The organism is Nodularia sp. LEGE 04288, from assembly GCF_963896525.1.
Classification (GTDB): domain Bacteria; phylum Cyanobacteriota; class Cyanobacteriia; order Cyanobacteriales; family Nostocaceae; genus Nodularia.
This window is the reverse complement of sequence record NZ_CAWQOY010000025.1, coordinates 1-12,012: the sequence shown is the minus strand read 5'-3', so window position 1 is coordinate 12,012 and position 12,012 is coordinate 1. Positions and strand designations below refer to the sequence as shown.

The 12,012-nt window shown below is 43.2% G+C and carries 15 protein-coding genes and 1 pseudogene; 7 read left to right on the top strand and 9 right to left on the bottom strand.

Annotation, left to right across the window (positions count from 1 at the left end):
- The 4 genes and pseudogenes from AACX33_RS02375 to AACX33_RS02360 all read right to left on the bottom strand — a co-directional run.
- Positions 1–544, bottom strand: a pseudogene (locus AACX33_RS02375) (hypothetical protein); the annotation flags it as partial.
- A 2-nt stretch (positions 545–546) separates the two neighbouring features.
- Positions 547–3,417 (bottom strand): alanine-zipper protein, encoded by a 2,871-nt coding sequence (locus AACX33_RS02370; protein WP_227789402.1) that lies wholly within the window; start codon positions 3,415–3,417, stop codon positions 547–549.
- Positions 3,418–3,429: 12 nt separating this feature from the next.
- A complete protein-coding gene (locus AACX33_RS02365) occupies positions 3,430–3,987 on the bottom strand; it encodes a hypothetical protein (protein WP_227789401.1) in 558 nt (185 codons plus the stop codon).
- A gap of 5 nt (positions 3,988–3,992) precedes the next feature.
- Positions 3,993–4,349: a hypothetical protein gene (locus AACX33_RS02360; protein ID WP_194003867.1), complete on the bottom strand. Its 357-nt coding sequence runs from the start codon at positions 4,347–4,349 to the stop codon at positions 3,993–3,995.
- A 221-nt stretch (positions 4,350–4,570) separates the two neighbouring features.
- On the opposite strand from AACX33_RS02360, the gene AACX33_RS02355 reads away from it, so the two are divergent.
- Positions 4,571–5,149 carry a tyrosine-type recombinase/integrase gene (locus AACX33_RS02355; RefSeq protein WP_194003869.1) on the top strand — a complete coding sequence of 193 codons (579 nt, stop codon included), beginning with the start codon at positions 4,571–4,573 and terminating at the stop codon, positions 5,147–5,149.
- Positions 5,150–5,302: 153 nt separating this feature from the next.
- Here the strand turns inward: AACX33_RS02355 and AACX33_RS02350 are convergent, their stop codons facing one another.
- The 5 genes from AACX33_RS02350 to AACX33_RS02330 form a co-directional block, all read right to left on the bottom strand.
- A complete protein-coding gene (locus AACX33_RS02350) occupies positions 5,303–6,340 on the bottom strand; it encodes a hypothetical protein (protein ID WP_194003871.1) in 1,038 nt (345 codons plus the stop codon).
- Between the two features lie 23 nt (positions 6,341–6,363).
- Positions 6,364–6,546 (bottom strand): hypothetical protein, encoded by a 183-nt coding sequence (locus AACX33_RS02345; RefSeq protein ID WP_194003873.1) that lies wholly within the window; start codon positions 6,544–6,546, stop codon positions 6,364–6,366.
- Positions 6,543–7,196, bottom strand: coding sequence for a hypothetical protein (locus AACX33_RS02340; protein ID WP_227789400.1), 654 nt, complete (start codon positions 7,194–7,196; stop codon positions 6,543–6,545). The genes AACX33_RS02345 and AACX33_RS02340 overlap by 4 nt, the downstream gene beginning before the upstream one ends.
- 49 nt (positions 7,197–7,245) lie before the next feature.
- Complete coding sequence (locus AACX33_RS02335) at positions 7,246–7,545, bottom strand: hypothetical protein (protein WP_227789399.1); 300 nt, start codon at positions 7,543–7,545, stop codon at positions 7,246–7,248.
- A 117-nt stretch (positions 7,546–7,662) separates the two neighbouring features.
- Positions 7,663–7,989 carry a hypothetical protein gene (locus AACX33_RS02330; protein ID WP_194002660.1) on the bottom strand — a complete coding sequence of 109 codons (327 nt, stop codon included), beginning with the start codon at positions 7,987–7,989 and terminating at the stop codon, positions 7,663–7,665.
- 647 nt (positions 7,990–8,636) lie between these two features.
- On the opposite strand from AACX33_RS02330, the gene AACX33_RS02325 reads away from it, so the two are divergent.
- The 6 genes from AACX33_RS02325 (at position 8,637) to psaK (ending at position 11,831) form a co-directional block, all read left to right on the top strand.
- Positions 8,637–8,801, top strand: a complete 165-nt coding sequence (locus tag AACX33_RS02325) for a hypothetical protein (RefSeq protein WP_194002662.1) — start codon at positions 8,637–8,639, stop codon at positions 8,799–8,801.
- Complete coding sequence (locus tag AACX33_RS02320) at positions 8,798–9,127, top strand: hypothetical protein (RefSeq protein WP_194002664.1); 330 nt, start codon at positions 8,798–8,800, stop codon at positions 9,125–9,127. The genes AACX33_RS02325 and AACX33_RS02320 overlap by 4 nt, the downstream gene beginning before the upstream one ends.
- Positions 9,127–9,414, top strand: a complete 288-nt coding sequence (locus AACX33_RS02315; RefSeq protein ID WP_194002666.1) for a hypothetical protein — start codon at positions 9,127–9,129, stop codon at positions 9,412–9,414. The genes AACX33_RS02320 and AACX33_RS02315 overlap by 1 nt, the downstream gene beginning before the upstream one ends.
- The gene (locus tag AACX33_RS02310) at positions 9,407–9,661 is read left to right on the top strand and encodes a hypothetical protein (RefSeq protein WP_194002668.1); all 255 of its coding nucleotides are present in this window, start codon (positions 9,407–9,409) and stop codon (positions 9,659–9,661) included. The genes AACX33_RS02315 and AACX33_RS02310 overlap by 8 nt, the downstream gene beginning before the upstream one ends.
- A gap of 272 nt (positions 9,662–9,933) precedes the next feature.
- Positions 9,934–11,106, top strand: coding sequence for an IS110 family transposase (locus AACX33_RS02305; RefSeq protein ID WP_194002670.1), 1,173 nt, complete (start codon positions 9,934–9,936; stop codon positions 11,104–11,106).
- Between the two features lie 464 nt (positions 11,107–11,570).
- Positions 11,571–11,831 carry a photosystem I reaction center subunit PsaK gene (psaK, locus tag AACX33_RS02300; protein WP_194002672.1) on the top strand — a complete coding sequence of 87 codons (261 nt, stop codon included), beginning with the start codon at positions 11,571–11,573 and terminating at the stop codon, positions 11,829–11,831.
- The last annotated feature ends 181 nt before the right edge of the window (positions 11,832–12,012 follow it).

Sequence of the window (12,012 nt, the reverse complement as noted above, 5' to 3'; positions counted from 1 at the left end):
CTTTTGGAAAGCCATTATCAGGGTCAGTGTAGCTTGCTGATTTGTTGCCTGTAGTATAAGTAATACCTTTCTTGGCATCTAGGAATACTGCTTTTATTTCATTAGCAATTTCAACCATATTGGCTTTAGTGATAGCAGGTTGAACACCTTCTGTCGTGCATGAAAATTTCATTAATCTGCAACTTTTCTCATGCTCAATTAATGGCTCATCAGTAGGCTGTGCAGCACCATCTTGAGAGAAGTGAAAAAATAATTGCGGATGCCCAGCAACTGGCGGCGCGGTGTCGAACTTCTCCCCATAAACTACAGCTAAATTTTTCCGGCTGTAGCCAATTACGTTCATAAATAAATTGTGCCGCATATTCATCATTGCGTCATTGTCATTGTCGTCGATTCGACACGCCAACTTTAAAGATGACCTGGGGGAATCTAAGTCACCATTACCAGTGATGTCCTTGAAGAATCTATCAACTCTACGGTTGAATTCTATTTTGTAAGTCTGTTGGAGGTGTTCAAACGGGTTGAAGTCATCTGGTAAAGCCATTACTAATCCTCCCCGTCGAATAAGTCTAAAAAGTCAAAGGGATTGGGCTGAGACGCAGTTTTAGCAGCGGTTTCATCAGCTTTTACTTTGTCTGGCTCTGGTTGAGCTACAGCTTTATTTTCTGGCTTATCGTCTTCTTTAACTGCCTTAACAAATTCTGTTGAAGCTGTGGTTAGTTCGGTCGTGGCGTTGATTACATCCAGAGGGACTTGAGTCACCATTTGGATGGTTGACCCGGCTTGTTGCAAACTCTCTAAAGTTTGCGTCACGCGGTTAAATTTTGGCTGTGGATTCATCCAGCCATAGGCGTTTTCTAAAATTACACCGCCTTTTTTCAAGGCGTTTCCGATTCTTCCTGTGTAAGCCGCTATTAATTCGGATGCTTGTAAGATTGTTTGTGAGAGATTTAGAAAACTATTTAGAACATTAGTGCTGGCTTGGTACACCCGGTTAGCCTTAGCCCAAGCCGCTGATAATTCAGCATAATTTTCAGCGCCAACAATTCCTTTTACTATGGTTTCAAATGTATTCCCGATTATCTGACCTACATTAATCGGCTGTCCTTTGTCATCTTTGATTCCAATTAATTGAATTACGTTATTAAATGCCCCTAATAATGTTTGCCCAATATCGTTTGACAACATCAAATGGTTTTGTACAGTTGCCGCAAATGTTAGGACATTTAACACCCTATCCAGATGCAGCCACTTGAAGCCATCGACTAACTTACCTGAAATTCCCCCAGCAATTTGAGCGCCTAATTTCAAATCAATCTTTTGCAGTAGTGCCAATTGTGCTGCATTTGCAGCAGCATTAACCTTGTCAAGTATATTTTCCTTTGCTTTGTCGAGAGCATTGCCGATTTTATTTCCAAGCCCATCTAATCCACTGCCTAAACAGCCGCCATTTACACTATTGCAAATTGCTGTACCTGCGGCTGATTGTACTTGAGCCGGGGTAATCAACTTTGGTGCGACTAAAGCATTTACATTGGCGGGGATAAGTCCGGCAAGTCCTATTAATTGGTCAAGCTTTGCGTTGGATTGCTGATTCACTTGTTCCTGTACCCCTAATTTTTGATTCACCCCACCTAATGCACCTGCTAGAGATTGCGCCAGGCTCATCGCAGCCGCAGCCAAACCTGAAGCTGCAAAGGCATCAGCCGCAGCCTTGCTAGCAGTCTTGCTAGCATCTTCAGCTTTACTATTAGCTTGGGTGGCAGTATTCAAGGCATTAGTAGCCTGGTCAAACTGCTGCTGACTGGTGAGATTAGCTTGCTGTTTAAATTGGTCAAGTTTTTGATTAAATTGTTGTCCCAGTTCTGAAACTTTTAATTCCTGAACACCCAGTTTCTGATTATTTTGTTGTACAAATTGGTCAAACTGTTGTTGACTGGTGAGACTAGCTTGCTGTTTAAATTGTTCAAAGTTTTGATTAAATTGTTGCCCCAGGTCTGAGATTTTTAAGTCCTGAATACCCAGTTTCTGATTATTTTGTTGTACAAATTGGTCAAACTGTTGTTGACTGTTGAGATTAGTTTGCTGCTTGAATTGTTCAAAGTTTTGATTAAATTGTTGACCCAGGTCTGAGATTTTTAAGTCTTGAATCCCCAGTTTTTGGTTATTCTGTTGTATGAATTGCTCGAACTGCTGATTGATATTAGTTATCGGCTGCTTTTGCTGGGCTAGTGCTAATGCTTCTAAAGCGATACCCTCTACAGTCCCCACTTCCTGGCCCAGAGCGCTTAACCCTCCCGCCACAGTTTGTGCAATTCCAATAGCACTGCCGGCTATATTCAGGGCATTATCAGCTTTGGAGCCAGCCTGGTTAGCTGAACTGAGGGCATTGTCAGCTTTGGAGCTAGCCTGATTAGCTGAACTGAGGGCATTGTTAGCTTTGGAGTTAGCCTGAGTAGCTGAACTGAGGGCATTGTCAGCTTTGGAGCCAGCCTGAGTAGCTGAACTGAGGGCATTGTCAGCTTTGGAGTTAGCCTGAGTAGCTGAACTGAGGGCATTATCAGCTTTAGAAATAGCCTGAGTAGCTGAACTGAGGGCATTATCAGCTTTGGAGTTAGCCTGAGTAGCTGAACTGAGGGCATTATCAGCTTTGGAGTTAGCCTGAGTAGCTGAACTAAGGGCGTTATCAGCTTTAGAAATAGCCTGAGTAGCTGAACTGATGGCATTATCAGCTTTGGAGTTAGCCTGAGTAGCTGAACTGATGGCATTATCAGCTTTGGAGTTAGCTTGATTAGCCGTATTCAGTGCATTATCAGCTTTGGAGTTAGCTTGATTAGCCGTATTCAGGGCATTGTTAGCCTTGGAGTTAGCCTGATTAGCCGTATTCAGGGCATTGTTAGCTTTGGAGTTAGCCTGATTAGCTGAGTTGAGGGCATTATCAGCCTTGCCGTCCGCGTTCTTAGCAATGCCAGTAGCAGTTAAAATTTGACCGAATGCTGTACTCAATTGATTGGCTAAACTATCTGCATAGGCTTCTAGCGCATCAATTCGCGATCCAAGAATCAGCAAAGTAGCCACACTGGCGGCCAAAGCTGCCAGTGCAGTGGCTATTGCTGCAATCTTAGACAAAGCAGAAGCTGCTGCACCTGCGGCGGCGGCGGCTGTTGCTCCAACAGATGCTACTTTAGCCGCCAAAGCCGCTAAACCTGATTCGACAACAACCACAGCCGCCTTGACTGGTGCTAATTGGCTTAGGATCAAGCTGAGGACAGCAGGAATGATCAATGCTTCTGCTTGAGCGACAGATTGTGTAATAATTCCTGGTTTTTCAGTCTTGAGCAGAAACTTATCGTCAAGTCCTGCAATTTGAGCAGACAGAGCCGCCAATTCGGCGGAGATTTGTGAGCATGATGTCATTTTTAAAAATTATTATTTAAGGGAAGCAACCGCAGCACGTAATCCAGATATTGCATTAAAAATTGAGTCGCAATTTAAGCAGCAGTCCCCACAGTCAAGGCTCCCGGCTGGACATCCAGGATTGCATTCCACAGAATAGCCGCAGGTATCAAATAATTCATTAAGTAGCAGTGCGCCACTAGCACCGATTATTATCAATCTGTTACCGAGAAATGGCGTGCCACGCACCAGACTAGTTACCGCTAAATCAGCGGGGCTTGGATATGTCGAGTATTTTCTCCAAGCCAACTCCAGGCAAGGCGCTCCACTTCCAATATTTCGGGATAAAATCTCGATGTCATTCCCGTTAATCCGAATCCCTCCATACGGTTCCCGAAAAAAAGCGTTACCACCATTGGAAATTCTTGAGCCAAAGAATAATTGTGTGAACGAGAAAGATACTCTCCCTTGAGCGCACTCTTCGTACTCTGGCTCGCAAGTAATATTTATTGGAGTATCGGTATAGTTTTGAATACTCCCATTTGGAAGAGTGACCCTGGCGGTTTCGCCAATTTGACAATATTGAACCATCGCGATTAGTAAGCGCTAGGGTCAATCGTGGAGCCAGAATCTAATTTAGCTAGGCTGATCACTATCTGGTCAATTCTGTAAGGATCATTGTCTACTCCCCTGGTGGTGAAACTTGCAAATCCAGGTGCTAAATATAAACTCTGATCTATATTCGTGTCGTAGCTGGATTGAGTGAGCGCCGATTGAGCGCCCACAAGTATTGCTGCCAGATGTCCTTCAGCTGTGGCGGTGGCAGGTGTCGCCAGCCCAGATGTTACCAAGGCTGAATCAGGAATAAATAACCCACTTTCAGAGGTAGTAACTCCACTGGCTAATCGTGCTGCACCTGCTCCAAAAGTTTCTGCTACTGTTTTTTCTGCCATGATAAATTATTAATTTTAGATTTTCTTAATCAATTAATAATTCACCTAATCATTAATGTAAATATTCCACTTTTATGTAAAAAAGGAATGTCCATAAAATGCTTGCAACTATTGCCAATCATGGAATACAGCTTATTATGGAAAGTGGGTAATCAAGAAGATATTCCAGATTTACCTTACTCAAAGGTAAAACCGGAATAGTAAAAGGTAAAACTTTTTCAATGAAAAATGACCGCAGTGGGAAAGCAGCCGTATTGACCGACAATGATTATTCAAAACTGAGAAGAAATATTAAATCTGTTAAATATAAATTACTATTAGATTTGGCTTGGTACACCGGGGAAAGATGGGGCGCTTTGGTACAGCTGCGGGTGAGTGATGTCTACCATGCAGATGGGACTCCCAGAGATGTGATCACTTTCCGGGCTGTAACTAGAAAAAAACGCACTGACGGTAAGTCCGATACTCGTCAAGTACCAGTCCACCCAATCTTATTTGAAAACCTGCGGTTGTTTGCGCCAGGCGCTAGTCCCTGGTTATTTCCGAACAGGGATGGGGATAAGTCCGTGACTTGGAGAAATGTCTATGCGGTGTTTATGAAAGCTGTTGAAAATGCTGGGCTAACGGCCAAGGGCATCAGCACTCACTCCACCCGCAGAAGTTTTATCACGAAGCTGCACAACAACGGTGTAGCTACAGCCACCATTAAGAAAATTACCGGGCACAGGGATTTTAAATCCCTAGAAGGATATATAGAAATTGGTTCTAATGAAATCAAGGGAGCGATAAACACCCTATAAATACATTTATACTAGGCGATATCAGAAGTCCCTGTGAAAAGCTATATCCCCGCCGTGTGAGGATATAGCTTTTTTCTGATATATTTGTACTGGTATAAGAGATAGATGCACCCCGTAAGCAGCAGCGCCTGGCGAGTAGGCGCTGCTGCTTTTTTAATTAGCCAAACCCCTGATTAGATTTTGAATCTCCTGGGGAGACTTTCTTAGAGCGATCGCCTTTTCCACTCGCTCCTTTATCTCCAGGCACTTATTATTGGTGGTATTACCACCGGGTATATGGATATGTTTAATCCGTCCTTGGTAGTAGCAATAGCGATAATACCAATACTTTGAGCCACTGCGAGTTACATAATAAGTTTCAATCCATTGATTTACGGGTTGTTCTGGAAGAGTTTGTACAGGTTGGGGATTTTCACAGTTAACCGGCTCAATTTCTTCCGACGTGGGAGTTTCACAGGTTGGCTCCTGGAGCGGTGACAATTCTGATAGAGTAATTTTCTCCTTGATAATTTCACCGGCGAAATATCCTTGAGCTTTGGAAACAGTGCTAAATAGCTTGGTGATTTTAAACTTCCTGTTTCTGGAAGAGTGCCAGTAGATGCCGCCTTCCTCAAAATGCCACCCCTGAATCGGCTCTTCCACTTCCTCTATAAAATCACCGTATTCGTTGAACTCTTCCAGAACACTGTCATCTTCCACGGGAATATCCAACGCCAGGCGCATCGTCTCACCCCTATTTGGTGGTGTAGTTCTCCCCCCTGGGTAGGTTTGGTCAACGAATTCAACAAAATCTAGCTCTGCCTCCGCGGGGGTGTCGTAGTTACCCTGGAAATTTCCACACATTAGGTAGTCATTCCAGGCCTCAAATTCTATTCGGTGCTGGTCACGCTTTTCTAGAACGAAAAACTCACATCTATAACCGCGATAATTACTCTCCCAACTACTGCCAGGAGGTGTAACTTGTTCTGGAAACCGTTTTTCCCAATCAATCCATGCTCTTAGGTAATCAGTCCTTGTTGGGTAATCATCTGGTTCTGGTGGTTCCTCTGAAGCGTCATAGAACAGTGTCCCCTGACCTGAGTCATCAACTCTTCCAGAACAATCTAAAACTACTTCATCCCAAAAAGGATCATATTCAGCCTCAAAAGGTTTAACTGATGTATATTCAGTCACGTTGAATAATGTGTTCATGCACTTGGATTTGATATTAAAAACTATCTACTGCTACCGCGACGTGTTCGCCGCCGAAATGGGACTATTTGATGTCTTACTGTAGCTGCAACTTCTCTCATGGCTTCACTCCAGCAGAGTGCTAAATACAATGGCATACCAGCTAATTCGGCTTCTGTGATAAACCGATCGCGAATCCACTTCTTGAACAGTTCTCTCTCCTTCATGGTGTTAACTCCATCTGCTCAAGGCTGATCACTGCGCCGCCAAAGTGTTGACAGATAGCACCATAGTTCCTTGGTTGTTCCCAGTAGCGCCGTCTCAAACATTGTCTAACCCATCCTTCTGGGTTATTGATTTTCTCTGTGGAGCCACGAAGTTTAAATAACAGCAGAGCGGCTTTAATTTCAAACTGAGGACGGTTTAAAACTTCAGTCTCTTCGGTGTCAAAATGAATACCGCTCTCAGACATCAGTTGTTGATTAGATAAGATATGCTGCTGCTGAATATCATCGTCAACGGATTTACTAGGGTTTGGGGTGGGTGTTTTGTAAGTAGAATTAGGATTGTGTAACTTTTCTTTCCTACGTGGTTTTAACCATTCCAGTGGTCTAACTATTAACTTAAATACTTTCCATGAATACTGCTTGATTGTCTGTATTACACGGTTCTCCACCAAGACGTTAAACATCTGTTTGAGGTAATTGTGGGCGTAGCCTTTACCTCGATGTTTCTCTACCCAGTGGTTAAATTCGGACAAGTCGGGTTCTACTTCTTCGGCTACTCCTTCTCTGATTAGCCACTGCCAGAGAAGTTTTGCAGCTGGTGGGATGTGGTTCTTTAAACAAAATTGGTCGTGCTTTTCTGTCCAGGTCATATTTTTGAGTAAAAGAATCTATCACCACCTATTGGAGGTGCTAGGAATGTTAATTGCGATCGCGCTCCAAGTCCCAAATTGCTTTTTCCCAACACCACTGATCTGATTGATTCGGAGCCGAAGCTTTCACTTGTCTGACTAGTCTGTAAGCTAACTCCTCATCTCCCCGTACCATCCTCAACAACTTGCTTCTGGTTGATGAATTAACCCGCTTGAGTTTTTCGGGACTCTTTCTAGTAGTCCGCCTGTAACGCCTCCGCGCTGATTTACGCGAGTTGATAACTAGCCAGGCGAGATACAAAGACCCTGCCAACATCGTCAGTAACAGTATTAGAATTGGATGGCTCATGATGAGTTAATAAAGTGGGTGGTATTAATTCATCATGTAGCTTTGAAATGCTTCCCTTCAGTGATGTTAGTTATAAGCATTAAAAAACCGTCCGACCTGTGGGAATAGGTGGACGGTTTATTCGGAAATTTCGGAAATATGCTTTAACTCTTCAATTCTTTCTCGCAAGAATCCTGCTTGTTGCTCATGATATGCCAGCTGTTTATCAGCCTCAGTAATTAGCTGGCTGATAAGTTTCCCAGTGATTCTTTGAATTGACTCTCCTCCGAGGATAGCGATATCTGACTTGTTGCTATCTTCTCTACCAGCTCTGATCTGGTAAGTCCCATGCTCTGGGCTAATTGCTGAAAAAGTTCCCAAGCATCCGGGTTTACTTTCAAGCTTACTCCCTTGGTTTCTCGTCCTCTCGGTCTTCCCGTTCTCGCCATAGTTACTGTCCTGCATAATATTCTGCCTTCAATTATCGCATATCCGAAAATCCATTAATTAATATTGACATAGGATATCTAGATATGCAATATTGTGATTATTCGGACATCCAAAAATCCGATAGCTCCCACCCCACACCGGGGAGATTACCACATGGAGCAAGCACCCGTGCATTGTGATTGCGAGTATCCCGCACGGAAACACCCTGCACAAATCACCGGAGATTATGCGCTGATCACGAGTTGACAGCGCGGTGATTTTCTCATATCTGCAATGACCAATACCCAATGACCAATACCCAATGACCAATACCCGATGACCAATACCCGATGACCAATACCCAATGACCAACACCCAATGACCAACACCCAATGATCAGAAAAATTGAAGATACCTTAGAAACAATTTATGGTTTTGCCCTAGCTCACCCGCTAACATTTGGAACCATTTTCGTCCTCATAACCTTCTTGCTGTCCATCTTTCTTCCCTATTAGGAATAACAACCGCCAAGGGTCGAAGGAGGTGATGTCTAGAAGATAACTGTTAAATTCATTCCCAATTCTCCCATTGGGATTCAATTCGATGCAATCAGTTCTGTACTTATGTCGAGCCAGTAATAGCTGGTGGCTATTGCTGGTTTTTTAAACACTGGAGTTTGAACTATGAGCCATAAACAAGCCGCGCCCTGGGCTGTCTTCCGCATAGACGGCGCTACAAATCTTTTGCTGACAAGATTTAAAAAACGTAGCGACGCTGACCAATACGCAAAACTTCTCAAAACCAACACACCTTATAAATTTGAAGTGATTTTTGATATATGGAAGTGAAAACCATCACATACCAACGAGTGCTAAACCTCGGAAATTATGAAAGCAAGCGCTTGGAGATGACCATAGAAGTTGATGCACCGCAAAAGATTGCAGAGGTGGAATGCTCCAAATTAATGGAATCCGTTGAGTGGAAAATTCGGGAAGATGCTTCTTGTGAGATTGTCGAACATTTTAATGCTGCGAAACAAGAACTGTCTGACCTTTACCGAAAAATTGAAGAAGCAAAACAAGTATTGGCAGTAGTAATGGAAGGGATGAAGTCAGAAGAACCAGATACAGAAATCCTTTTTGACTCTGAAGTGAGTGAAGGAGGTGATTTTTAATGAAAACACACCCAAAAACACTTCTCCCCTACGACGAACGATATGCACTCATAGACAAGCGAATGCTATTAACTAACGCCGCTTGCCTCAATGCCATGTGTGATTTCATCAGCCGATTTACAGACAAAAACTCTGATGAAGTCGCGCACCTGTTCGGTGTCGCTGGCAGCAACCATCTGGATGGTTTAACAGACCAACAAATAAGTGACCACGTTAACTCACTCATTGCCAAGTCGTGGCAGATGGGTGAAAAACTAGCAATAAAAATAGACATCCAAAATGACTGAAATAACAGAAACTGAATTTCTCATGGATAAGCGTGACTTCGCGCTGAGTGCGGCAACACTTGGAGCCGCAGTTAAATTTATATGCCAAAAGCATGGACATTCCCCAGACGAGTGGGTCGAATTTTTTATCAAGATAGCTGAGGGAAAAGTTTCCCAGCAATCCCCAGGATTTATTGATGAGCTTGTAGACCAGTACTATATCGCTAGGCAGAACCACGCCCAGGCGATGACCATTAAGATTCATTAAAACCGCCTGATGAGCCGGATTAATTCGCCGGCGAAACGTGAGCCACGCTCACGTCGCGGACTGAGTTCGCAACACATCAGTTTAGGGCTTTGTACAAGAATTAAGCTCCTGTGGCTTTTTTCCATTCATAAGCTCGGTTGATGTGTTTTTAAAATGTGTCCCCCCAACACCGCAAATGTTGGGTATTGCTTTGAGACTGAATTAGGCTCGTTGGCCTTTGGGTGATTCACAAGCGCAACTGACACAGTTCACACCACCTAAGTGAAAACAAAATGACCAGAATTGTTGGGTTGGATGTTTCCAAGTCAAGTGTTTCGTGCTGCTTACTCACTGAAAAACCGAGTAACCCTAGAGAATTTTACTATGAATATCGGTTTCACAAGTTTGAATGTACTACAACCGGGCTTACTGGACTGCTGCTACTGAAGCCACAACTTGCACTACTTGAACCCACCGGGATGAATTACTCAAAATTTTGGGTAGAACATTTAACCCGCCTTGGTGTAGAGGTCAGGTTTGTTGGTCACAAACAGCTGAGGAATTACCGGGAAAATCATTTAGGTCTGCCAGATAAAGATGATGATGCCGATTCATTGGCGCTTGCCTGCTACCAATTCGACTATGGACAAGATTTGAGCCGGTTCGTTCAGGTTCGCGATCGCATCATTTCCAGAATCCGGGAATTGGTTCTTAGACTAAACCACCTTTCCAGAATTCAATCACCAATAATTAATAGGGCCAGACAAGATTTAGCCTGGCAGTTTCCAGAAATTGCACTTACTGTTTCAGTTCGCGGTGTTTCTGGAAAAGTGCCTCTAATGTGGGGCTGGCTGGCTGGGGAAAGGGATAGCAAAAAGTATGATCGCATTTACGCCACCACTGCCGGACTAGGGCTGACCGATTCGGTAAAGTTTCACGCGCAGCGCATTTGTAGTTTGCAACTAGAAGAACAATTAATTGAGGATGAATTATATACACTCATCATGGAGGAAAGATTCAGTATGTACCGTGAAGTCTTCCAGAATTTTAATTTTGGTGCCAGAGTGCAAGCTGTAATTCTCTCCCAAATTTACCCCCTAGAAAATTTCTTGGGTGAGGATGGTAAACCAGAAATCAAAATTCGCAAGGGCAGAAAATCCGGTAAACCAACCAAGCGCCACTTATCACTACGGCGATTCCAAAAGGCTTTGGGTGTTGCGCCTAGCATGGAATCTAGCGGAGATATTTCTAAATCTAAAGTTTCCGGCGGTTCTTCACTTTGTCGTCGAGCGCTCTGGCAGTGGGTGTTTAGTGCAGTTGAACCCGCCAAACGCCGCACAAATCCCATATTGAAAGAGTTGGGAGAATTTCTTGATGTTGAAAAAGCAGCTGGTAAACCAATTAAGCTGGCCCGAATGCGTGTAGCAGTCCGTGCTGTGAAGCTTCTATTTAAAATGCTGACCTAATTGGGGTGGTGACTGATGTGCCGAAACTTTGTTGTATCTACTGCAATCGGAATCAGTATGAAGGCTGGGGTGATAACAATAAAATTGTTACGAAGACAATAAAATTGTTGCAGATACTTTCCCCTGCTTAGAGACGACAAATTGTCTTGCCTGGCATTCTATTATTTCACTCAGTCACCATCATTAATCTACTAGACTGAATGGCACGAAGAACATAGAAAATTATGCCCCCGTTATATTTAGACACTCACCTGAAAGGAAGTGTGTGGAATATGTCACTGTAGCACTGAGTTAGTCAAGTAGTCTGGAAAACATTATTTGCTTGATACTAACAACACAAGTTTATATGAAGGATTAAGGATAACTGTTAAATATTGATGCAAAATCCGGATTTTTATTGAAATTACTGCGGAAATATTTAGATGATGTTTCTAACCTTTTAAATATTTTCAGGAGCAAATCAGGTGTTTTCTTCGACCTTAATCGCTGCTGTAACCACACCTTTGGAATGGAGTCCTACTGTTGGTGTGATTATGATTCTAGCCAACATCGTTGCTATTGCCTTTGGCAAATTTACCATCGAGTACCCCAGCGTTGAACCAGCCGTACCTTCAGCCAATTTCTTTGGCGGTTTTGGTTTACCTGCGGTACTAGCAACTAGTGCCTTTGGTCATATATTAGGTGCTGGTGTAATTTTAGGACTGCATAACATCGGCAGAATTTAATCCACCTTCTCTGCGAAACGCTGTGGGAATGTCTAATTTGTAATTACCACTCGGTCAGGATTTTAGGCATTTCCCATGAGTGGCTTATTCACGCCAACTTGATTGATTGTTTTTTTGTCTATATTTTATGAGCTAGAGAGTCACTTCTCTAGCTTTTTTTAATTATATCTGGGGAGTAGGG

Excerpts from the sequence above, each read along its gene's own strand:
- AACX33_RS02360 (WP_194003867.1), bottom strand. The coding sequence starts at position 4,349 with ATGGCAGAAAAAACAGTAGCAGAAACTTTTGGAGCAGGTGCAGCACGA.
- AACX33_RS02315 (WP_194002666.1), top strand. The coding sequence starts at position 9,127 with ATGAAAACACACCCAAAAACACTTCTCCCCTACGACGAACGATATGCA.
- AACX33_RS02335 (WP_227789399.1), bottom strand. The coding sequence starts at position 7,545 with ATGAGCCATCCAATTCTAATACTGTTACTGACGATGTTGGCAGGGTCT.
- AACX33_RS02330 (WP_194002660.1), bottom strand. The coding sequence starts at position 7,989 with ATGCAGGACAGTAACTATGGCGAGAACGGGAAGACCGAGAGGACGAGA.
- AACX33_RS02310 (WP_194002668.1), top strand. The coding sequence starts at position 9,407 with ATGACTGAAATAACAGAAACTGAATTTCTCATGGATAAGCGTGACTTC.
- AACX33_RS02350 (WP_194003871.1), bottom strand. The coding sequence starts at position 6,340 with ATGAACACATTATTCAACGTGACTGAATATACATCAGTTAAACCTTTT.
- AACX33_RS02370 (WP_227789402.1), bottom strand. The coding sequence starts at position 3,417 with ATGACATCATGCTCACAAATCTCCGCCGAATTGGCGGCTCTGTCTGCT.
- AACX33_RS02340 (WP_227789400.1), bottom strand. The coding sequence starts at position 7,196 with ATGACCTGGACAGAAAAGCACGACCAATTTTGTTTAAAGAACCACATC.
- AACX33_RS02345 (WP_194003873.1), bottom strand. The coding sequence starts at position 6,546 with ATGAAGGAGAGAGAACTGTTCAAGAAGTGGATTCGCGATCGGTTTATC.
- AACX33_RS02305 (WP_194002670.1), top strand. The coding sequence starts at position 9,934 with ATGACCAGAATTGTTGGGTTGGATGTTTCCAAGTCAAGTGTTTCGTGC.
- AACX33_RS02355 (WP_194003869.1), top strand. The coding sequence starts at position 4,571 with ATGAAAAATGACCGCAGTGGGAAAGCAGCCGTATTGACCGACAATGAT.
- AACX33_RS02365 (WP_227789401.1), bottom strand. The coding sequence starts at position 3,987 with ATGGTTCAATATTGTCAAATTGGCGAAACCGCCAGGGTCACTCTTCCA.
- AACX33_RS02325 (WP_194002662.1), top strand. The coding sequence starts at position 8,637 with ATGAGCCATAAACAAGCCGCGCCCTGGGCTGTCTTCCGCATAGACGGC.